Genomic DNA, 24,851 nt, shown 5'->3' on the forward strand with positions numbered 1-24,851 from the left:
TGGGCATTACGATCCTGTTGCGATAGAGTTGGTGTGTCGTGGCGCACACCTCGGCGACGGTCGGCAATGGCTATGTAGGTGTGGCTATGCTGTGTCCGACTCGGCCGCCGGACGCGAGAGGTGTATTGGTCTGTGGAAACCCCCCGCCGCACGGGCCGTGCCGGCCGCCGACGTGCTACCGGCGCACCGTTGTTCGGTCAGCTGCTCACGGCCGCCGTCGAGTCCGCGGCCGATTCGATCGCGCTGCGCTACAACCCGACCGGGATGCCCGGCGCGGAACAACACCTCACTTATCGCGAGCTCGACGAGCAATCCTCGCGCCTGGCACGTGAACTCATCGACCGTGGCATGGGTGCGGGCGACGTCGTCGCGATCGCCATCGCCCGCTCGATCGAATCCGTGCTCGCGGTGTGGGCCATCGCCAAGACCGGCGCCGCGTACGTGCCGGTCGACCCGGCCTATCCGGCCGACCGGATCGCCCACATCGTCGCCGACTCCGGCGCGACCATCGGCCTGACCACCGCGGCCCATCGCGCCTGCCTCGGCACCACCGCGTACTGGATCGAACTCGATGACCCCGTGGTCGCCGAACGCATCGCCGTGCGCCCCGGGCATGCGGTGAGCTACGCCGATCGGGTCCGCCCGATCGACGAATGTCATCCCGCCTACGTCATCTACACCTCCGGCTCCACCGGCAAGCCCAAGGGTGTCGTGGTCACCCATACCGGGCTGGCCACGCTGGTCGCCGCCGAGCGCGAACACTATGGCGTCGAGCTCGATTCGCGCGTGCTGCATGTTTGCTCGCCGAACTTCGATGTGTCGGTACTCGAGCTGCTGCTGCCGTTCGGTGTAGGTGCGACGCTGGTGATCTCGCCGCCACGGGTGTTCGGCGGTTTCGAACTGTCGGACCTGCTCCGCCGCGAACGCATCACCCACCTGCTGATCACCCCTGGCGCGCTCGAGTCCGTCGACCCCGCCGGGCTGCCGGATCTGGGCACCGTGATCGTCGCGGGCGATCGGTTCGGTCCGGAGCTGGTCGGCCGCTGGGCAACCGGCGGGCGTGCGTTCTACAACGGGTACGGGCCCACCGAGGCCACGATCCTCGCCACCAGCACCACGGCGCTGCGGGCGCACGCGCCGATCACCATCGGCACCGCGGTGCCCGGCATGGGCCTGTACGTGCTCGACGCGCGGTTGCGGCCGGTGCCCGCCGGGGTGGTCGGCGAGCTGTACCTGTCCGGCCCCGCGCTCGCGCAGGGGTATCTGGGCAGGCCGGGGCTCACTTCGGAACGTTTCGTCGCCTCGCCGTTCGGGCCGGGCAGGCTGTATCGCACCGGCGACCTGGTGCGCCGATTCGAACACGACGGCACGCTGGAATACCTGGGCCGCACCGACTTCCAGGTGAAGGTGCGCGGTTTCCGGATCGAGCTCGGCGAGATCGACAACGCCCTCACCGCCCACACCGACCTCGATTACGCGGTGACGCTGGGCAAGACGATGCCATCGGGCGCGACGGCGCTGGTCGCCTATGTGCTGCCGCGCGCCGGCCGTACGGTCGACACCGGGGCGCTGGCGGAATTCCTCGCGGAATCGCTGCCCGCGTACATGATTCCGTCGGTCATCATGGTCCTCGACGCGCTGCCGCTCACCTCGGTCGGCAAGCTCGATCGCGCCGCGCTGCCGACGCCGGTGTTCACCGCGCGCGGCTTCCGCGCGCCCGCCACCCCTGCCGAACAGGTGGTGGCCGATGTGTTCGCCGCGCTGTTGCTGCGTGACGGCGCGGGCCGGGTCGGCGCCGACGACGACTTCTTCGAACTGGGTGGCGACTCGCTGCTCGCCGCTCAGGCTGTCGCCCGCATCGGTGCCGCGCTGGACGTGCGGGTGCCGGTGCAGGCGGTCTTCGAGGCGCCGACCGTCGCCGCACTCGCCAATCGGGCCGAGCAGCAACGGCTTACGGCGCACGCGCTCCCGCTCACCTCGCGTCCGCGCCCCGAGCTGGTGCCGCTGTCGTATGCCCAGCAGCGGATGTGGTTCCTCAACCGCTTCGATCCCGCGTCGGCAGTGGACAACATCCCGGTCGCGGTCCGGCTCTCCGGCCGCCTCGACCTGCCCGCCCTGCGCGCCGCGATCGCCGACCTGATCGCGCGCCACGAAGTGCTCCGCACGGTCTACCCGGTGTCCGACGGCGTCGGTTCCGATGGGTTCGGCGGGGTGCTCGACGGCGAAGGTCACCAGCTGGTGCTGGCGGCGGGCGACCCTGCCGCGGTGCCCGAGTTCGAGGTCATCGAGGTGGCCGAGGACGGGCTCACCGAGGCGATCGGAGCCGCGGCGCTGACCGGCTTCGACGTCACCGCCGGTCCGCCGGTGCGGGTGCGGGTGCTGGCCATCTCGGACAACGAGCACGTCGTCGTCTGCGTGGTGCACCACATCGCCGCCGACGGATTCTCCTTCGCGCCGCTGACCAGGGATCTGCTCACCGCCTACGCCGAACGGCGCGGGGGCGGCGCGCCGCAGTGGCCGCCGCTGCCGGTGCAGTACGTCGACTACACGCTGTGGCAGCGCGAACTGCTCGGCGCCGAGCACGACCCGGATTCGCTGCTCGCCGCGCAAGTCGCCTTCTGGCGAAAGACCCTGTCCGGCCTGCCCGAACAGCTCGAACTGCCCACCGACCGCCCGCGTCCCGCCGTGTCGAACCGGACAGGCGGGTCGCTGAGCGTTCAGGTGCCCGCCTCGGTGCACGCCGGTCTGTCCGCGCTGGCCCGCGAGCACAACGCCACGCTGTTCATGGTTGTGCACACCGCGCTGGCCATGCTGCTGGCCCGGCTCTCCGGCACCCGCGACATCGCGATCGGTACCCCGGTCGCCGGTCGCGGCGAACAGGCGCTCGACGAGCTGATCGGCATGTTCGTCAACACGCTGGTCCTGCGCACCGAGGTGAATCCGGCGGCGAACTTCGCCGAGTTGCTCACCGAGGTCAGATCGCGCGATCTCGCGGCCTTCGGGCACGCCGACGTGCCGTTCGAGCGGCTCGTCGATCTGCTGGAGCCGGTGCGTTCGACCGCGAGGCACCCGCTGTTCCAGGTGATGCTGACCTTCCAGAACCTGGCCCGCACCGACCTCGCGCTGCCCGGCCTCGCCGTCTCTGCCGCCGACTTCACGGTGCCGCTGGCGAAGTTCGACCTGCAGGTGGAACTCGCCGAACACATCGGCGCCGACGGCGCACCGCAGGGCATGGCGGCCACTTTCGTCTATGCCACAGACCTCTTCGACCGCGGCACGGTCGCCGACTTCGCCGACCGCTGGGCGCGGGTCCTCGCCGCGGTGGTAGCCGAACCGGCGAAGCCGGTCGGCGATATCGACGTGCTCGCCCCCGGTGAGCGTGAACTCGTTCTGCGCGAGGGCCATTCGCCCGGCATCACGGTTCCCGAGGTGACTCTCGCCGACCTGATCACCGCTCAGGCGCATCAGCGGCCCGAGGCGATCGCGATCAGGGCGGGGGAGCGGTCCCTCACTTTCGCCGACCTCCTCGGCCGGGCATCGGCGCTCGCCCGGGCGCTCATCGCGCAGGGCGCGGGCCCGGAAACGCTGGTGGCCGTTGCTGTTCCGCGCACCGAGGAGCTGCCGGTCGCGCTGCTCGCGGTGCTCCTGTCGGGTGCGGGCTATCTGCCGATCGACTCCGGCTACCCCGCGCAGCGCCTCGGCTACATCGTCGCGGACGCGAAACCCGCTGTGCTGCTGACGACCTCGGCCGAGCGCGAACTGCTGACACCGCTGGCCGACCTGCCCGTGGTGCTGCTCGACGAGCAGCCCGTCTACACCGACGCGCCCCTGCATCCCGGCGAACGTCGCGCCCCGCTGCGCCCGGATCACCTCGCGTACGTCATCTACACCTCGGGTTCCACCGGCCTGCCCAAGGGCGTCGGCGTGACCCATCGCAATGTGCTCGAGCTGTTCGCCAACGCCCAGATGCTGTTCACCTTCGACGTCGACGATGTGTGGTCGGTGTTCCACTCCTTCGCCTTCGACTTCTCGGTCTGGGAACTGTGGTGCGCGCTGGCAGGCGGCTCGTCGGTCGTCGTCGTCGACCACCTGACCTCCCGGTCGCCGATCGAATTCCGCGAACTGCTGGCCCGTGAACACGTGACGGTGCTGAGCCAGACCCCCACCGCCTTCGCCCAGCTCGACGAAGCCGACCGTGCCGCGCAAGCCGCGGGCGCCACCCCGCTGCCGCTGCGCTACGTGGTCTTCGGTGGCGAGGCTTTAGACCCCCGCAAGCTCAACCGCTGGTACGACCGCTACGGAAACGGCCCGGGCGCACCGGAACTCGTCAACATGTACGGCATCACCGAGACGACCGTCCATGTCTCCCACCAGGTCCTGACCTCGCGAACCGCGGAACTCGTGGCCGACCGGGCGGGAGCCGGTGCCGACTCCGGCCACAGCGGGGGAGCGGATGCGGACGTAGCGCGGCGTGACTATGCCGCCGAACTACCCGGCAGCCTGATCGGCCGCGCGCTGCCCGGGTTGTCGGTGGTCGTCCTCGATGACCGTCTGCGCCCGGTGCCCTTCGGCGTCGCGGGTGAGCTCTACATCGCGGGCAACCAACTCTCGCGCGGCTACCTCGGCAAGCCGGGCCTCACCGCCACCCGTTTCGTCGCCGATCCGTTCGGCGAGCCGGGTGCCCGCCGCTACCGCTCCGGCGACCTCGGCCGCTGGATCGGGTTCCGTGGCACCCCCACCCTCGAATACGGCGGCCGCGGCGACCAGCAGGTCCAATTGCGCGGTTTCCGGATCGAACCGGGCGAGATCGAGGCCGCCCTGCTCCGCGTTCCCGGCGTCGGGCAGTCGGCGGTCATCGTTCGTGCCGACGAACACGCCGGTGATCGCCTGATCGCCTACGTCGTCGCGGCCACCGGTGTAGTCGAGCCCGTCGTGGACTCGGCCACCGCCCTCGACCCGGTGCACGTGCGTGCCGCCGTCGCCGAATTCCTCACCGGCTACATGGTTCCCGACGCGGTCGTGGTGGTACCGGAACTGCCGATGACCACCAACGGCAAGCTCGACCGGGCCGCACTGCCCGCACCGGAGTTCACCGCCGCCACCACCTTCCGCGCGCCGACCACTCCCATCGAACTCAGCGTGGCCGGGGTGTTCGCGACCCTGCTCGGCGTGCCAGAGATCGGCCTCGACGACAACTTCTTCGACCGCGGCGGCAACTCGCTGCTGGCCACGAGGGCCATCGCCCGCATCGACCACGCGCTCAGCACCGATCTGGTGGTGCGTGACCTGTTCGAGGCGCCGACCGTCGGCTCGCTCGCCGCCCGCGTTCGCCCGGGTTCGGTGGCCGCGCCACGACCGCCGCTGATCCCGGCGCAGGATCGTGGCGTCATTCCGCTCTCGCCCGCGCAGCAGCGGATGTGGTTGCTCAACCGCATCGACCCCGACTCACCGGCCTACAACATCCCCCTGGTCCTGCGGCTGCGCGGCGCGCTCGACACCTCGGCGCTGCGCTATGCCGTCGCCGATGTACTCGAACGGCACGAGGCACTGCGCACCCGGTTCCCGGCCGATGACGCCGACGCCGTTCCGTACCAGGAGATTCTGCCCGTCAGTGCCGTGTTGCCGAACGGCCTCGCGCTCGAGGAGTGCGACGATCCGCGCGAGCGGGTAATCCGGCTGCTCGCAGGCGGATTCGACGTCGCCGAGCGAGTTCCGTTGCGCGCCGGGCTGTTCACGTCCCCCGCCGACGACCCGCTCGCCGAGGAGGAATATGTGCTCGCCGTGGTGGTGCAGCACATCATCGCCGACGGTGCCTCCCTCGCTCCGCTGGCCCGTGACCTGGTGATCGCCTACCGGGCCCGCGTCGAAGGCCGCTCACCCGCCTGGGCGCCACTGCCCGTGCAGTACGCCGACTACGCGCTGTGGCAGCGCGAGGTACTCGGTTCGGAATCGGATGAGAATTCCACCGCCGCGAGGCAGCTGGGATTCTGGCGCCACACCCTGTCCGGGCAGTCCGGCACGGTCGAACTCCCGCACGACCATCCGCGCCCCTCGCACGCCTCGCTGCGCGGCGCCGACGTGAGCACCACCCTGCCCGCCGACGTGCACGCCGGCCTCGCCGAGATCGCCCGCAGGCACAACGCGTCGCTGTTCATGGTCGTGCACGCGGCACTGGCCGTGCTGCTCGCCCGGATCTCGGGCAGCACCGATATCGCGATCGGCACCCCGATCGCAGGCCGCGGCGAACCCGAACTCGACGACCTGGTCGGCATGTTCGTCAACACCCTGACCCTGCGCACCGAAGTCGACCCGCGCCACGGATTCGACGAATTGGTCAGCGCCGCCCGCGAAGTCGGCCTCGCCGCGTTCGCCAACGCCGACCTGCCGTTCGAGCGCGTCGTCGAGGAAGTGGCCCCGACCGGCACCGTGTCGCACAACCCGCTGTTCCAGGTGGTGCTCTCGTTCCACAACAACGAGACACCCGTGCTTCGCCTGCCCGGCCTCACCATCGAGGCGATGGACCTCGCGGCCCGGCCCGCCAAGTTCGACCTCCAGGTCAATGTGGAACCGCGCCTGTCCGCGACCGGTGAACCCGACGAGATCGGCGTCGTGTTCACCTACGCCACCGACCTTTTCGACGAGCACACGGTCGCGGCTTTCGCACGCGGGCTCACCGAGATCGTCACCGCGGTCGTCGCCGATCCCGCGGTGCGAGTCGGCGATATCGACCTGCGCGACGCCAGGGAACGCGAACGCGAACTGACCGCCGCGGCCTATGCGCCGACGCCGTCGGCCAACGGTGCCGCGCTGGCGCAGGAACTGGCCTCGGCGGTGGAGGAGGACCCGGACGCGCCCGCCCTCGATCTGGGTGAATCCGAGATCGTGTACGCCGAATTCGACGCCCGCTCCTCACAATTGGCTCGCTCGCTCATCGCCCGCGGCGCCGGACCCGGCACCGGAGTCGCGGTCCGCCTCGACCGCGGGGTGGACGCGGCGATCGCGACCTGGGCGGTGCTCAAGGCCGGTGCCGCGGTGGTGCCATTGATGACGATGGACGCGGGCCTGCCGGGCAGCCTCGAGGTGAAACTCGGCCTGACCATCGATATCCTCGACGCACCCGACGGCCTGGACTGGTACGACCTCGCCGACCCGGCGTTGCGCGCCGAACTGGCCGCGGAATCACCGCGCCCGATCGGCTACGCCCACCGCACCCGCGCCCTGCGCGGTGACGACGTGGCCTTCGTCGGCGGTGGCCGCACGCTGAGCTACGACGAGCTGGCGACCGCGGCCGAGCAGGTCGCCGAGCGCACCGGGCTCAATTTCGAATCACGCACGCGAGCGGCGGGCAGACCGGATTCGGTGGCGGGCGTGCTCGAGATCGTCGCGGCCGCGATCGCGGGTGCGACGCTGGTGATGGGGGCAGACCAGGGGGGTGCGGACGAGGTGAGTCACGTGTTCACCGAGGCCGCGGTGGCCGTCGCCGAACCCGGCGACGGGACAGGTGCGAGGATTGTCGCGCTCAGTGAGATGATCGGCAACGCCGGGCAGCCGCGCGAGCGGCGCACGGTGGTCGGGATGGATGGATAGGTGGAACGAACACTGGCTGGTCCGCGCGCGGTGCGCGAACGTGGCAGTGCGCGTCGATATCAGTACGAGGTGTGCATGACCGGGCAACGGCAAGTCGACTCCGACGATCGGATGGAACTGTCGTGACCCGGGCAAACCGGGCGTCCGGCGCCCGTGCCAGGCAGCGCGGGAAGTCGCTGCCGCAACTGCTGTCCGTGGCGGTGGAATCCAACCCCGGTGGCCTCGCGCTGTCGTGGGACGACGGCGTGTCCGCGCCGGTGCACTGGACCTACGCCGAGCTCGACGAACGGTCCAACCGGCTGGCCCGGCTGCTGATCGCCCGCGGTGTCGGTCCCGAGGACGTGGTGGCCGTCGGCATACCGCGTTCGCCGGAATCGGTGCTGGCCATGTGGGCCGTGACCAAGACGGGCGCGGCGTTCCTGCCGGTCGACCCGAACTATCCGCCCGCGCGAGTGAGCCACATGCTCGGCGATTCCGGTGCGGTGCTCGGCGTCGCGGTCGGTGCGGCGGTGGACCGGTTGCCCGGCGCGCTCGATTGGTTGTGCCTCGACGACGACGCCGTGCGTCGCGCCACCGACGATCAGCCCGGTGATCCGGTGACCTTCGCCGACCGGGTGCGCCCGCTGCGGCTACAGCACCCCGCCTACGTGGTGTACACGTCCGGTTCCACCGGCCTGCCCAAGGGCGTGGTGGTGACCCACGCCGGGCTGGCCGGGTACTGCGCCGAGCAGCGCGCGCACTACGCGATCGAGCCGACCTCGCGCACCCTGCATTTCGCCTCGCCCTCGTTCGACGCGGCCGTCCTCGAACTGCTGATGGCGGTGGGTGCCGGGGCCACGATGGTGCTCGTGCCCGCGGGCATTCTCGGCGGCGCCGAGCTGGCCGAGGTACTGCGCCGCGAGGCCGTCACGCACATGTTCATCACCACCGCCGCGCTGGCCTCGCTCGATCCGGCCGGGCTGGACGCGCTGGCCGTGGTCACCACCGGTGGCGAGGCGTGTCCGCCGGACCTGATCCGGCGCTGGGCCACGGATTCGCGCCGGTTCCACGACTGTTACGGCCCGACCGAGACCACCATCGTGACGAATATCAGCGTGCCGCTGGTGGTCGGCGACACGATGAACATCGGGGCGCCGCTGCGCGGGGTGACCGAGTACGTGCTCGACGAGCGCCTGGTCCGGGTGCCCGACGGGATGATCGGCGAGCTGTACATCGCCGGCAACGGGCTGGCGCGTGGCTATCACCGTCAGCCTGGTTTGACCGCCTCGCGCTTCGTGGTCGATCCCTTCGCCGGGGGCGATGGGCGGATGTACCGCACCGGCGACCTGGTACGCCGCCGGGTGGACGGTGCGATCGAGTTCGTGGGGCGCAACGACTTCCAGGTGAAGGTGCGCGGTTTCCGGATCGAGCTCGGTGAGATCGACACCGTGCTGACCGAGCACCACACCGTCGACTTCGCGGTGACCGTCGGGCACGAACTCGACAACGGCACAACGATTCTCGCCGCGTACGTGCACGCCGCACCCGGCGCGCGAATCGACACCGACCAGCTGTTCGAGCACGCCAAGGTCGGTCTGCCCGCGCACATGGTGCCGACCGCGCTGACCGTGCTCGACACCATTCCCCTGACTCCGGTCGGCAAACTCGACCGGGCCGCGCTGCCCGCACCGACCCTGCGTGCCGAGGAATTCCGTGCGCCCTCCGGGGCGATGGAAGAGCTCGTGGCGCACATCTTCACCGAATTGCTCGCGCCGGAGAACCCGGTGGGCGCCGATGACGACTTCTTCGCCCTCGGCGGCAATTCACTGCTCGCCACCCGGGCAGCGGCGCGCCTCGGTGCGGAGCTCTCGGCGCGGGTGCCCGCGGGGCATGTCTTCGAAAGTCCCACCGTCGCGGGACTCGCTGTGCTGCTCGAGCCGCTGAAGGGTGCGGGCGGGCACGCGCCGCTGACGCCTCGTGGGCGTCCCGAGCTGATCCCGCTCTCGCCCGCGCAACAGCGGATGTGGTTCCTCAACCAATTCGATCCGGGTTCCACGGCCGAGACGATCCCGTTCGCGCTGCGCCTGTCCGGACCGTTCGACCCGCGCGCACTGCACGCGGCGCTGTCGGACCTGGTGAGCCGGCACGAATCCCTGCGCACGTGGTACCCGGTCTACACCGCCGACGAGCGTGGTGCGCGCTCCGCCGATGACGGCGCCGTGGTCGACGGTGTCGGCCACCAGGTCGTCCTCCCGATGGCCGAAGCTGTCCCCGATGTGCTGGTCGACTCGCTCACCGAGGACGAATTACCGCTGTGGCTGGCCGAATTCGCCGGTACGGGGTTCGATGTCGCCGCCGGTGTGCCGTTCCGGGTGGCGCTGGCCGAGCTCGGGCCGCAGGATCATGTGCTCGCCGTGGCCCTGCACCACATCACCGCCGACGGTGCCTCGGTCGCACCGCTGCTGCGTGATCTGCTCGGTGCCTACCTCGCTCGTCGCAACCGTTCGCGGCCCAGGTGGCAGCCGCTGCCGGTGCAGTACGCCGATTACACGCTGTGGCATCGCGAACTGCTCGGTTCCGAAGCCGACCCCGATTCGGTTGCCACCGCTCAGATTTCGCACTGGCGTGGCGCGCTCGCGGGTCTGCCCGACCGGCTCGACCTGCCCACCGATCGCCCGCGCCCGCCCGTATTCACCGGCCGCGGCGCCGAATTCGGCTTCCAGATCCCGGCGCCGGTGCACACCGCGCTCGCCACACTCGCCCAGCGCAGCGGCACCTCCGAATTCATGGTCGTGCACGCGGCTTTCGCGGTGCTGCTCGGTCGCGTCGCGCACACCGACGACATCGCCATCGGTACCCCGGTGGCCGGGCGCGGTGCCCGTGAACTCGACGACCTGATCGGCATGTTCGTCAACACGCTGGTCCTGCGTTCACGCCTCGACCCGCGCGCGAGCTTCGCCGAACTGCTGCGCGCGACCAAACGCGCCGACCTCGCCGCCTTCGCCCACGCGGACCTGCCGTTCGAGCGCCTGGTCGAACTGCTCGATCCGGTTCGCTCGCAGGCCCATCACCCGCTGTTCCAGGTTGCCCTGTTCTTCCAGAACCTTGACCTGCCGAACCTGCGCCTACCCGGCCTGGACGCCACCGCCGTCGAATTCGGTGGTGCGGTGGCACGTTTCGACTTGCAGCTCACGATCGTGCCCGGCGCCGATCCGGCCGAGCCGATGGCCGCGTCGTTCAACTACGCCACCGATCTGTTCGATGCCGACACCATCGAAACCCTGGCCGCCCGGTTCACCCGCCTGCTCGATGCGGTCGCCACCGACGCCGATCTCGCGATCGCCGAGATCGACCTGCTCACCGACGTCGAGCGCGAGCAGACCCTGGTGAACTGGAACGAGACCGCTCATCCGGTGCCGCCGGAACCGATGCTCGACGCGTATCGCCGTGCGGTGCAGATGCATCCGGACGCCACCGCACTGGTCTACGCGGACACGGAGCTGACCTACCGGCAGTTCGACGCACGCGTGAATGCCCTCGCCCGGCTGCTGATCGAGCAGGGCGTCGGCCCGGAAAGCCTTGTCGGCCTGGCTATCCGGCGTTCACCGGAATTGGTGATCGGCATGTACGCGGTGCTCACCGCCGGTGGCGCCTACGTGCCGCTGGATCCCGACCATCCGGCCGAGCGCATCGCCTACATCCTCGACACCGCCCAGCCCGCCTGCGTACTGAGCACCCGCGCCGACGCCATCGCCGTCGCACCCGGCACCCCGTTGCTGTTGCTCGACGAACTCGATTTCACGGGCGTACCGGGTGATCCGGTGCTCGCGTCGGAATTGCGCGCTCCGCTGCACCCCGACCACCCGGCCTACGTCATCTTCACCTCGGGTTCCACCGGCAAGCCCAAGGGCGTCGCGGTCTCGCATGCCGCCATCCACAACCAGCTGGTGTGGATGCTGGCGAAATACCCACTCGCGCTGGGTGATGTGTACCTGCAGAAGACCGCGACCACCTTCGACGTATCGCTGTGGGGCTACTTCATGCCGCTGCGCGTCGGCGCGAAACTGGTGCTCGCCACGCCCGACGGCCACCGCGACCCCGCCTACCTGATCGATCTGATCGGCGAACACAAGGTCACCGTCACCGACTTCGTCCCGTCGATGCTCACGATGTTCGCCGCGCAGGCAGCGGCGGACGCCGGGTCCGGGAGCCACGCCGACCTGGAGTCGCTGCGCGAGATCTTCGTCATCGGCGAGGCGCTCCCCGCCGAGACCGTCGACGCCATGGCCGCGATCAGCTCGGCCAGGTTGCACAACCTGTACGGCCCGACCGAGGCCGCTGTCTCGGTGACCTACTGGCCCGCGCGACCGGGCGAGCGTTCGGTGCCGATCGGCTTGCCGCAGTGGAACTCTCGCGTCTACGTCCTCGACGAGCGGCTGCGGCCGGTGCCACCTGGCATCGCCGGTGAGCTCTATCTCGCGGGTGATCAGCTCGCCCGTGGTTACGTCGCGCGACCCGGCCTGACCGCCGATCGATTCGTCGCCGACCCGTTCGCCTCGGCTTTCGGCAGCGGGTCGGCCAGGGGGTCCGGATTCGGCCCCGCGATGGGCGCGCGCATGTATCGCACCGGCGACCTGGTGGTGTGGCGTCGGCCCACCTCGAACGCGCCCCACCGGCTCGACTACTTGGGGCGCATCGACTTCCAGGTGAAGTTCCGTGGTCAGCGGATCGAGCTGGGCGAGATCGAGACCGCGCTGCTGGCGCACGAATCCGTCAGCCAGGCAGTGGCATTGGTCGTCTCGACCGAGCTGGGCGACCAGCTGGTCGCCTACGTGGTGCCCGCCCCCGGCCACGCCGCCGAGCCGGACCGGCTGCAGGCGGCCGCCTCGAAAACCCTTCCGGTCTATATGGTTCCGGCGTCGATCACCGTGCTCGGCGAGCTGCCGCTCAACCCCAGCGGCAAACTCGACCGCAAGGCGCTGCCTGCGCCGAGCTTCACCGCGCGGGCGTTCCGCGCGCCGAGCACCGCGCAGGAGCGGCTCGTCGCGGATCTGTTCGGGGAAGTGCTCGGCCGCAACGACATCGGCGCGGACGACGACTTCTTCGCGCTGGGCGGCAACTCGCTGATCGCCACCCGCCTGGTCGCCCGTCTCGGTGCCGCCACCGGTGGTCGCGTCGCCGTGCGCACGCTCTTCGAAACCCCCACCGTCGCGGGACTCGCCGCGATCCTCGACCTCGACGCGGTGGCGGAACCGGCCAGCGGCCTCGGCACCCTGCCCCGCCCCGACGAGCTACCCCTCTCGCCCGCCCAGCGCCGCATGTGGTTCCTCAACCGCTTCGACCAGGGCGCCGACGACGGAGCCGCCGCCTACAACCTCCCCTTCGCGCTACGCCTGACCGGCACCCTCGATGTCGCGGCCCTGACCACCGCCCTGCGCGACGTGCTCGCCCGCCACGAGGTCCTGCGCACGATCTACCCCGACACCGCCGACGGCCCGATTCAGCGGATCCTGCCGGTCGACGAGGTGGACCTCGACGTCACCGTGCACCGGATCGGTGCGGATCACGCGACAGCGCTGATGGCCGAGGTCACCGCGCTCGCGTCGACCACGTTCGATGTGACGACCGAGGTCCCGCTGCGGGTCCGGTTGCTCGACATCACCGGAAGCGGGCCGGACGCGCCCACCGAGTACGTGCTCGCCGTGGTGGTGCACCACATCGCCGCCGACGCCTCCTCGATGTCGCCGCTCGTGCGCGATGTGACCACCGCCTACCTCGCCCGCGCCGCGGGCCACGCCCCCGATCGGTCGCCGCTGCCGGTGCAGTACGCCGATTACGCGCTGTGGCAGCTGGACCGGCTCGGCGCGGAGGACGACCCGGATTCCGCTGCCGCCCAGCAGCTCTCGTTCTGGCGTTCCGAACTCGCCGACCTGCCGGATCTGCTGGAACTGCCCGCCGACTACCCGCGGCCCGCTGTCGCCTCACTCGCGGGTGGGCGGGTGCCGGTACGCATCGATGCCGATACCCATGCCGCGCTCGCCCGGATCGCGCGCGAGTGTGGCGCGACCGTATTCATGGTGTTGCACACCGCGTTCGCCGTGCTGCTGGCTCGGCTCTCCGGTACCGCCGAGGTGGCGGTGGGTACTCCCGTCGCCGGGCGTGGTGAGCGCGAACTCGACGATCTGATCGGCATGTTCGTCAACACCGTCGTCCTGCGCACCCGCTACGACGGTGGCGCCACCTTCGCCGAGCTGCTCGCCGCTCAGCGCGCGAGCGATCTCGCCGCGTTCGCCGCCGCCGATATTCCGTTCGAGCGGCTGGTCGAGGTGCTCGATCCGCCGCGCTCCACCGCGCGTCATCCGCTGTTCCAGGTGGGTCTGTCCTTCCAGAACGTGGACCGTGCCGAACTGGAGCTACCCGGCTTGCGGATCGCGCCGGTCGCCGCGGAACTCGCGGTGTCGCAATTCGATCTGCACCTGATCGTCGGCGACGGTTACGACGCCGACGGCGCACCCACCGGCATCGAGGGCTTCTTCACCTACGCCACCGACCTCTTCGACGCCGCGACCGTGACGGCCTTCGCCGACCGGTTGACGCTGCTGCTCGACGCGGTGGTGCGCGAGCCCGCCGTGGTGGTCGGCGACGTCGACCTTCGTACCGCCGCTGAGCGGGCATCCGAAATTGTCAGCGGTGCGGCCGATCTCGCTGTTCCCGGTGGAACCCTGGCCGACCTGCCGATGGTCGCCCGCCCCGAAGCCATCGCGCTCGTCGCCGATCTGCCAGAGGGTCGCCTCGAGCTCACCTACGCCGAGTTCGACTCGCGGGTGAACAAGCTCGCGCGCCACCTGATCTCGATCGGGGTCGGTCCGGAGTCACTCGTGGCGCTCGCCCTGCCGCGTTCGATCGATCTCGTGGTCGCCATGTACGCGGTGACCAGGTCCGGCGGTGCCTACGTGCCCATCGACCCCGACCAGCCCGCCGATCGCACCGACTACATCCTCCACACGGCCGCCCCGATCTGCGTGCTCACCAACGGTTTCCGCACCGACGCCGCGCCCGTGGTGCGGGTCGACCACCCGGTGATCGTCTCCGCCGATCCCAGCCCGATCACCGACGCCGACCGCCGTGCGCCGCTGCACCCGGAGAACACCGCCTACGTCATCTTCACCTCCGGCTCCACGGGTCGACCCAAGGGCGTGGCGGTGCCGCACGCGGCGGTGATCAACCAGCTGCAATGGCTGCGCGGTGAGTTCGGCACGACCGCGTCCGATGTGTTCCTGCTGAAGACCCCCGCCACCTTCGACCTGTCGGTATGGGAATTCTGGTCCGCCGCCGTCTGCGGTGGCCGCCTGGTGATCGCCGCCCCCGACGGCCACCGCGACCCGGCCTACCTGGACGCCCTCATCACCGACGCGGGCGTGACCACTCTGACCGCGGTGCCGTCCCTGCTCGACGCACTATCTGGTTACTGGGAGTCGTACTCGCACGACGAGAACGGCACCGGGCCCGCCAGTGGCGCCGTCGCGTTGACCCGCATCCTCGCGATCGGCGAATCCCTGCCCGCCGCGCTGGCACAGCGACTGCTGAATGCGTTGCCCGGCACCAGGATCGACAACCTGTACGGCCCCACCGAGGCCGCCGTCTCGATCACCGACCACCGTGTCACCACCGCCGATGTGCTGACCGTTCCGATCGGTGGCCCCGAATGGAACAGCCGCGTCTACGTCCTCGACGAGCGCCTGCGTCCCGTCGCACCCGGTATCAGGGGTGAGCTCTACCTCGGCGGCGTCCAGCTGGCTCGCGGCTACCTGCGCAAGGCGGCCCTGACCGCCGAACGCTTCGTCGCCGACCCCTTCGAGCCCGGCGCGCGCATGTACCGCACGGGCGACCTCGTCGCCCGTACCACCGGTGGTCCCGCGACCGTCTCGGACGGCGGCGAGCTGATCTACCTGGGCCGCAGTGACTTCCAGGTGAAGGTCCGTGGGTTCCGGGTCGAGCCGGGCGAGGTGGAGGCTGTTCTTCTCGGGCTGCCCGCGGTGACGCAGACCGCGGTGCTGGCCCGCACCGACGCCCACTTCGGTGATCGGCTGGTCGCCTACGTGGTCGGCGCGGATCTCGATGTCGCACAGCTGAAGTCCGCGCTGCGGGACAAGCTGCCGACGTATCTGGTGCCCGATGCGTTCGTCGTCCTCGACGAGCTGCCGTACACGATCAACGGCAAGCTGGATCGAAAGGCGTTGCCCGCGCCGGTATTCGAGGCCGCGACCTTCCGTGCCCCCGCGACCCCCACCGAACAGTTGGTCGCGGAGGTCTACGGCGAGATCCTCGGTGTCGCCTCCGTCGGCGCCGATGACGACTTCTTCGCCCTCGGCGGCAACTCGCTGCTCGCCACCAGGGCGGCGGCCCGGATCGGGGCGTCGCTCGATCGCGCGGTCGGCGTCCGGTTGCTGTTCGAGGCGCCGACGGTGGCCGATCTCGCACTGCGTGTGCACCGGTCGGAAGAAGCCACCACGCCGCGGCTGCTCGCCGGACCGCGCCCGCAGCGGGTGCCGTTGTCGCTGGCCCAGCAGCGGATGTGGCTGCTCAACCGGCTCGATCCCGACGCCACCGTCTACAACATCCCGGCCGCGATCCGCCTCACCGGCGCCCTCGACCTGACTGCCCTCGGTCTCGCCGTGGCCGACCTGTTCGCCCGGCACGAGGTACTGCGCACCCGCTATCCGGCGCGTGGGGATGTGCCGGTCCAGGATGTGCTCGCGCCCGATGCGGTGCGCGTCGACCTGACACCGGTCGAGCTCGCCCCCGACGACCTCGCCGACGAGGTGCGCCGAACCGTCGCCACCGGATTCGACGTCACCGCCGAGCCCCCGGTCCGGCTGCGACTGCTGCGCCTCGGCGCCGACGACCACGTCCTGGTCTTCGTCGCCCACCACATCAGCGCCGACGGATTCTCCATGGGGCCGCTCACCCGCGACCTCGTCCTCGCCTACACCGCGCGCACGGCAGGCGCGTCGCCGGCTTGGTCGCCGCTGCCGCTGCAGTACGCCGATTACGCGGTGTGGCAACGGGACTCACTCGGTGACGAATCCGATCCCACTTCCACGGCCGCCGCACAGCTGGCCTATTGGCACGACGAGCTCGCCGGGCTGCCCGAGGAAATCGCGCTGCCCGCCGACCGTCCACGCCAGGCGGTGCAGTCCTTCGCCGGTGCCACCAGCACCTTCGAGATCGACGCCGCACTGCACGCCCAACTCGCCGGGCTGGCCCGCGCGCAGGGTGTCACGGTGTTCATGGTCGTGCAGGCCGCGCTCGCGGTGCTGCTCGCCAGGCTCAGTGGCACCGACGACGTCGCCATCGGCACCCCGATCGCAGGCCGTGGTGCCCGTGAGCTCGACGATCTGGTCGGCATGTTCGTCAACACCCTGGTGCTGCGCAGCCGGATCACCGAGAGCGAGCCGTTCACCGCACTGCTCACGCAGACCCGCGACACCGATCTGCGCGCCTTCGCCCACGCCGACGTCCCGTTCGAGCGGGTGGTCGACGCGATCCAGCCCGCCAGGTCGGCGGGCAGGCATCCGCTGTTCCAGGTAGCCCTGTCGTTCGAGAACCTCGCCCCGGTCGCCTTCGAACTGCCGGGGATCACGGTGGGCGCGCTGGACGCCCGCACCGCCGAGGCCAAGTTCGACCTGTTGCTCACCGTGCGTGAGCAGCAGGACAACGGTGGCATGCACGCCGAATTCGGCTACGCGACAGACTTGTTCGACGCGACGACCGTGCGCGGCTTCGGTCAGCGCTTCGTCCGTCTGCTCGCCGCCGTGGCCGCCGACCCCGACCTCGCCGTCGGCGATATCGACCTGCTCGACCCGGCCGAGTTCCTCGCGCAAACCACGTTCGCGGGCCCGGCGGCCGAGCCGGAACGCACGCTCGCGCAGTTGATGGACGACGCGGTGCGCGCCAATCCGACCGGCATCGCCCTGCGGGGTGACGGTCGCGGATTCGCCTACACCGAACTCGACGCCGCCGCCAACCAGCTGGCCCGCGGTCTCATCGCTCGTGGCGCCGGCCCGGAAGTCGCTGTCGCCGTAGCGATTCGGCGCTCGGTCGAATCGGTGCTCGCGGTGTGGGCGATCGCGCGCACCGGCGCGGTGATCGTGCCGATCGACCCCGGCTACCCCGCCGAGCGGATCAGCCACATGGTCACCGACTCGGGGGCTGCCTTCGGCATCACCCTCGTCGCCGAACTCGCCGGATTGCCCGCGCTGCCCGGCGACGGCGGCTGGGTCGCGCTCGACGATCGGGCGTTCACCGCCGAGATCGCCGCCTGCGCGACCGTCGGCCTGCGCGAAATCGAACTGCTGGCGCCGCCGCGCACCGGCAACGCCGCCTACATGGTCTACACCTCCGGCTCGACCGGCCTGCCCAAGGGTGTTGTCGTCACCCACGCCGGACTCGCCAACTACTGCGCCGAGCAGAAGCAGCGCTTCGGCCTCGATTCCACCACGCGCGCACTGGCTTTCGCCTCACCATCATTCGATGCGTCGATGCTGGATCTGATGCTCGCCATCGGTGGCGCGGGCACCCTCGTGGTAGCCCCCGCCGGTTCCGTCGGCGGCACCGAACTCGCCGAACTGATCCGCACCGAAGGTGTCACCCACACCTTCCTCACCCCCGCGGTCCTGGCCACCCTCGATCCCGACGGCGTGCCGGGGCTGCGCGCAGTCGCCGTCGGCGGCGAGATTGTGCCTGCCGAGCTCGTCGCACGCTGGAACACGCTGCCGCAGCGGCACCTCCACGTCGGCTACGGCCCCACCGAAACCACCATCATGACCACCATCAGCGACGTACTGCACCCAGGCGACGCCGTGAACATGGGCGGCCCGATCCGCGGCATCCGCACCCTGATCCTCGACGAACGCCTGCGCCCGGTCCCCGAAGGCGTCACCGGTGAGCTCTACCTCGGTGGTATCCAGCTCGCCCGCGGCTACCACCGACGCCCCGCCCTGACGGCGTCGCGCTTCATCGCCGACCCCTTCGCCGATCAGCCTGGCGCCCCCGCACCTACCGGCACCCTCGAGGCCGAATCTGCACCGGTCACCGCTGGGAAAACGGGCAGCACCGCCGGTGCACGCCTCTACCGCACCGGCGACCTGGTCCGCCGGTGCGGCGATGTCTTGGAGTTCGTGGGCCGCAACGACTTCCAGGTCAAGATCCGTGGCCTGCGCATCGAACTCGGCGAGATCGACGCAGTGCTGGCCGCCGCGCCCGGCGTCGCCTGGGTCACCACGCTCGGCCGCGACAACGGCACCGGTTCGACCATGCTCGTCTCCTACGTCCTGGCCGATCACGGCCAACACCTCGACACCGCCGAGCTCACCGCGCTCGCCGCACAGGTGTTGCCCGACTACATGGTCCCCGCCGCGATCATCGTCCTCGACGAAATCCCGCTGACTGCCGTCGGCAAGCTGGACCGGCGCGCACTCCCGGACCCGGGCGCCGTTCGCAGCGAACACCGCGCGCCTCGCACCGCCGCCGAAAAGGCCGTCGCGCGGGTGATCGCCGATGTCCTCGGCCATGACCGGGTCGGCCTGGACGACGACTTCTTCGCCCTCGGCGGCGACAGCATCACCGCCATCCAAGTGGTGTCGCGGGCCGCGTCGGCCGGAGTCACGCTGCGACCGCGTGACCTGTTCGAAGCGCGCACCGTCGCCGCGCTCGCCGGACGCGCCGAAATCACCGTCGAACCGAGCGCCCCGTCCGCCTCGCTCCCGCTCACCGCGACCGCCGCTCAGCTCACCGAAGCGGGGGAGACCGCGGTCGAACCCCGCGCGGTGGTGCTCGAGGTACCGGCCGAGTGCCCGGACGCGGCCGTCGCGGCCGCCGCGGCCGCGGTGATGAACCAGCATCCGATGCTGTGGGCGCTGCTCGACCGCACCGGCGACACACCGGTGCTGCGCATCCCGCCGGCCGACGAACGCACCGGCGACGCCTTCCGCAGGCTCGACTCCGAAGACGGTGAGTCCTCGCTGCCCGTCGACGACATCGTCGCCGCGGCCGCCGCCGCGCTCGACCCGGACGAGGGCCGCAATATCCACTTCGTGCTCACCGGCGACGCCGGTAGCTCGGCCACCCTGGTCGTCGTCGCGAATGCCCTTGTCCTCGACGAGAGTTCGTGGCGCGCGGTGGTCGACCAGCTGACCTCGGCATGGAGCCGCGGCCGCCACGCCGCACCCGCCGCCCCCGATGCCGGACTCGGCGACCTGGTCCGGCGGCTCGCCGAATATCCGTCCACGGCCGCGGCGCGCGTCGAACGTGAATACTGGCACCGCGCGATCCGTTCCAGGGCAGGCGAATCCGCCGATCTGCACCAGCGCAACAGGGTCTCGCTGAGCATCACCGGTGAGGGCACCACCGCGGTGCGCACGGTCGCCGACGCCTACCGCGCCACCGTCGACGAGGTGCTGCTCACCGCCGCCGCGCTGGCCCTGCACACCGCGGCCGACACCGCCGTGGCGCGGGTGATCGGCACGGTGGTGCGGCTACGCGCCGACCAGCGCCTGCTCGGCCGGGCCGACGCCGAGAATGTGGTCGGCGGGTTCACCACCGACTATCCGCTGGCACTGCGCCTGGATGGGGTCGATGTCGCCGACGCGCTCGTCGGCGGTCCCGCCGCGGGGACGGCCTTGGCCCAGATCAAGGAACTGCGCCGCGCGGTTCCCGCCCACGGCGCCGGTTTCGGCCTGCTCCGCTACCTCGACGCCGAGACCTCCGACGGTGTACGCGCGCTGGACCGCGGCCGATTCGCGGTGCGCCTGCGCGACCTGCGCCCGGCGCGTGTGCACACCGATGTCGCCGCCGACGACCTGGCGCTGGTGCTCACCGTCGACGCCACCGACGACGGGCTGGTCGCCCGATTCGACTTCGCCACCGCCGTACTCACCGCGGACGCGGTCAAAGCCTTTGCCGAACACTGGATCCGCGCGCTCGGTGGCCTCGCCGAACACGGATTGCGGCCCGGCGCGGGTGGATTCACGCCCTCGGACTTCCCGCTGGTGCGGCTGGGCCAGACCGAACTGACGCGACTGGCCCGCCGCTACCCGCTGCTCAGTGACGTGTGGCCGGTAACCCCGCTGCAGTCGGGGATGCTGTTCCACGCGCTGCTCGCGGAGAACTCGGTCGACCCCTACATCACCCAGTTCGTTCTCGACCTCGACCTGTCCGTTGACGCCGAGCGGCTGCACGAGGCGGCGCAGGCCGTGCTCGACCGGCACGACAACCTGCGCGTCGCGTTCGCCACCGACGCCGCGGGCACCCCGCTCCAGGTGGTGCTCGACGATATCGACGTGCCGTGGCGGGTGATCGACGCCGACGACGCCGCCTACCAGCGAATTCGCGCCGCCGACCTGGCCGCGCACTTCGATATGGCCGCCGCGCCGCTGCTGCGGTTCACCTTGGTACGCACCGCCGGGACCGCCCATCTGCTGGTCACCAGCCACCACATCCTGATCGACGGCTGGTCGACACCACTGCTGCTGCAGGAACTGCTCACCGCGTACGTGGTAGGCGGTCGGAGCAGGCGCCTGTCGAAGGTCGCGCCCTACCGCGACTACCTGGCCTGGCTCGTCGATCAGGATCTCGAAGCCGCCAGGACGGCATGGCGCACCGCGCTCACCGGCCTGGCCGAGCCCACACCGCTCGCGCCCGTCGATCAGGGCCGCGAGATCGCCACGGGCACAGGTGAAACCGGCTTCGCCCTCTCACAGGCCGACACCACCGCGCTGAGCGAGCTCGCCGCGAGCCTCGGTGTCACGGTGAACACCGTGGTCCAGGCGGCATGGGGTCTGCTCATCGCACGGTTGGTCGATCGCGACGACGTGGTGTTCGGCGCCACCGTCTCGGGCAGGCCGGCCGAGCTCGACGGTGTGGAGCGGATGGTCGGGCTGTTCCTCAACGCGATTCCCGTCCGGGTGCGGTTGCATCCCGGCGATACCGTCGCCGAGTTGCTGCGCAGACTGCAAGACGATCAGGCCGCGCTGCTCGACCACCACTACCTGGGTCTCGGTGAGATCCAGGAGATCGCAGGCATCGACGCACTGTTCGATTCGCTCGTCGTCTTCGAGTCGTTCCCGGTCGACCGCGAAGGGCTCGCGCAGGCCGCGTCCGGGTCGGCCGCCGTCACCGGGATGGACGCCGCCAACGGCACCCACTACCCGCTGACCGTGCAGGTTGTCGCCGACGGCCAGCTCCGGGTATCGGTGAAGTACCTGCGCGATGTGTTCGGCGAGGACACCGCACACGCCATGGCTCAACGCTTTTCGATGTTGCTGGCGAGATTCACCGCCAGCCCGCAGGCCAGGATCGCCGAGATCGATGTGCTGCTCGCGGAGGAGCGCGCGACCCTGGCGACGGTCAATGCCACCGACGCGCCCGAACTGCTCGACGAGGCAACTCTGCTGTCCTTGTTCGACGCGCAGGTCAAGCGCACACCGCACGCCACCGCGCTGATCGACGGTGAAACCACCTACACCTACGCGGAATTCGACGAGCGCGCACGCGAACTCGCCGGCGCCCTCCGTGCACGTGGCGCAGGGCCGGAGACGCTCGTCGCGGTCGCCATGCGGCGCGGTATCGACCTGGTGACCGCGATCTACGCGGTGCTGCGGACCGGGGCGGCCTACGTGCCGGTCGACCCGGACCATCCGGCCGAACGGACCGAGCGCGTGCTGGCCGCGGCCGCCCCGATCTGTGTGCTCGCCACCGCCGGATTCACGACGACCTCTGGCCTGCCGGTCATCGAAATCGACGCTGTCAGTGGTGCAGTGGCGGAGCTCGAGCTGCCGACGGCGGACAATCTCGCCTACGTCATCCACACGTCCGGGTCCACCGGAACGCCCAAGGGCGTGATGCTGACCCACCGGCAGCTGGTCAACCAGTTCCGCTGGGCGCAGCGCACCTACCCGCACGGCCCCGGCGACGTGGTCCTGCACAAGACCCCGGTCACCTTCGACATCTCCACCTGGGAGTTGTTGTGGCCGTTGCATACCGGCGCCACCGTGGTGATCGCCGCCCCCGACGGTCACCGTGACCCGGCCTACCTGGCAGAGGTGATCACCGAACGCGCCGTCACCACCGTGCATTTCGTGCCTGCGATGCTCGACGCCTTCCTCGCCGATCGCAACAGCGGCGAATTCCCCTCGCTGCGGCGGGTATTCGCGGCGGGCGAGGCGCTGTCGTCCTCGACCGCCCGCCGGTTCGCTCAGGTGCTGCCCGCGGCGACGCTGGTCAACTGGTACGGGCCCGCCGAAGCCACCGTGGTCACCGCGGCGCAGGTCGAAGCCGGTCCCGCCGTTGGCATTCCGATCGGCGTACCGGTCGCCAATACGCGCGTCCATGTGCTGGATCGTCAGCTGCGACCGGTCCCACCCGGCACCGCGGGGGAGTTGTACCTGGAAGGTGTGCAGCTGGCCCGTGGCTACCTCGGTGCTCCCACGCTCACCGCCGAACGCTTCGTCGCCCATCCCGGCGGCGGCAGGCTCTATCGCACCGGCGACGTCGTGCGCTGGACCGCCGACGAGAGCCTGGAATACCTGGGCCGCAGTGACTTCCAGGTGAAACTGCGCGGTCAGCGCATCGAACTCGGTGAAGTCGAGGCCGTCCTGCGCGACCACCACAGTGTCCGGCACGCCGCGGTCGCGCTGGTGCACGGCCCGACGGGTGATCGCCTGGTCGGCTACGTGGTGCCTGCCGAGGTGCCGGTCGAGGAAGCTCGCGCGGCGGCTCGCCCCGAGGGCTACTCGATCGAAAGCGGCGCCACCACAGCCGGTTTCGATCAATCGGCATTGCTCGCCCACGCCAGGGCGGCTCTGCCGTCGTACATGGTTCCGGCGAGCCTGGTGACTCTGAAGGCCCTGCCGCTCAATGCCAGCGGCAAGCTCGACCGCAAGGCCCTGCCCGTGCCCGCCTTCACCACCCGCGCCTACCGCCCGCCGACCACGCCGTTGCAGCGTGCCGTCGCCGAGGTCTACGCGGAGGTGCTCGGCGCGGGCAAGGTCGGCCTCGACGACGACTTCTTCGAACTCGGTGGAAACTCCCTGGTCGCCACCAAGGCGATCAGCCGGTTGCGCACCAGGGTGGGCGCCGAGGTGCGGGTGCAGTGGTTCTTCACCGACGCCACCGTCGCCGCGCTGGCCGCCCGGATCGACGCCACCCAGTCGGCGGGCGGCGACCCCGACCTCACCGCCGACCTCGAATCCGACGACGCCCTCGGTGTCCTGCTGGCCATCCGCAACCGGGTGCCGCACGGCACCGAGGCGGGCGGCGCGCTGTTCTGCATCCACCCGATGTACGGGCTGTCCTGGTGCTATGCCGGGCTGGCGCAGTACATTCCGGCACGGCGGCCGATCTTCGGCCTACAGTCGCCCGCGCTGAGCGAGGCGGGCTATCTGCCGGGCACGCTCGCCGAGATGGCGCGCCGCTACGCCGCCGAGATCAGGACCCAGCAACCGCACGGGCCGTACCGGCTGATGGGCTGGTCGCTGGGCGGTGTGCTCGCCCACGCCGTCGCCACCGAACTCCAGGCGGCGGGGGAGCAGGTGTCGCTGCTGGCGATGCTGGATTCCCACCCCGATATCGACGTCCCCGATTTCCACACCGCGGTCCGCGACGCGCTCGCCGAACTCGGTGTCGACATCAGCGCGGCGCTGCCCGCCGCGGGCGTGCGCGAACTCAGCGAGGACGCACTGGCCGCGCTGCACGCGATCATCCCGGCCAACATGGCCGTGCTCACTCCGGAGCGGGTGCGCCGGATCTATCGCAGCGCGGTGCGCTCGGCCGAGTTGATCGCCGAGCACCGGCCCGCGGTGTTCCGCGGCAGGCTCGAGTACTTCAGCGCGCTCGGACACGAGGCGGCGGCGGCGAATTGGGCACCGTATGTCGACGGCGCGGTGCGTGATCGGCCGGTCGCGGTGGTGCATGATCAGATGACCTCGCCACAGGCGCTGGCCGAGATCGGGCCACGGCTGGCGGAGTTGCTCGATGCCGGTGATCGTGCGGCCGGAGCGCGGTGACATCAACCCGGGCGCAATCACATTGCGCAGGGGCGCGATGACATCAGCGGTGCCGGTGAGGCATGATGTGACCGCGCTGTTGTAACGATTACCCCTGTTGTAACTACCGGATAACCCGTAGGGTCTGGCGTGTTGCAACTTCGTGCCCTGTTGGGAGCACGGACCGAGTCGGAATTCGAGACGAAGCGAAGGTGCGAAATTGATGCGTCGGCCCACCCGGCG

3 protein-coding genes are annotated in these 24,851 nt (G+C 70.5%); all 3 read left to right on the plus strand.

Annotation, left to right across the window (positions count from 1 at the left end):
- Positions 1-132: 132 nt before the first annotated feature.
- Genes ACFWPK_RS15155 through ACFWPK_RS15165 form a run of 3 tightly spaced genes read left to right on the plus strand, consistent with a single transcriptional unit; the run spans position 133 to position 24,629 of the window.
- Positions 133-7,587: an amino acid adenylation domain-containing protein gene (locus tag ACFWPK_RS15155; RefSeq protein WP_378915788.1), complete on the plus strand. Its 7,455-nt coding sequence runs from the start codon at positions 133-135 to the stop codon at positions 7,585-7,587.
- On the plus strand, positions 7,588-7,713 hold the full coding sequence (locus tag ACFWPK_RS15160; RefSeq protein ID WP_378915915.1) for a hypothetical protein: 126 nt from the start codon (positions 7,588-7,590) through the stop codon (positions 7,711-7,713).
- Entirely contained in the window at positions 7,659-24,629 is a 16,971-nt protein-coding gene (locus tag ACFWPK_RS15165; RefSeq protein WP_378915791.1) for an amino acid adenylation domain-containing protein, read from the plus strand. The genes ACFWPK_RS15160 and ACFWPK_RS15165 overlap by 55 nt, the downstream gene beginning before the upstream one ends.
- Positions 24,630-24,851 lie beyond the last annotated feature (222 nt).

Source organism: Nocardia sp. NPDC058519, assembly GCF_042719755.1.
In the GTDB taxonomy this organism is placed as follows: Bacteria; Actinomycetota; Actinomycetes; order Mycobacteriales; family Mycobacteriaceae; genus Nocardia.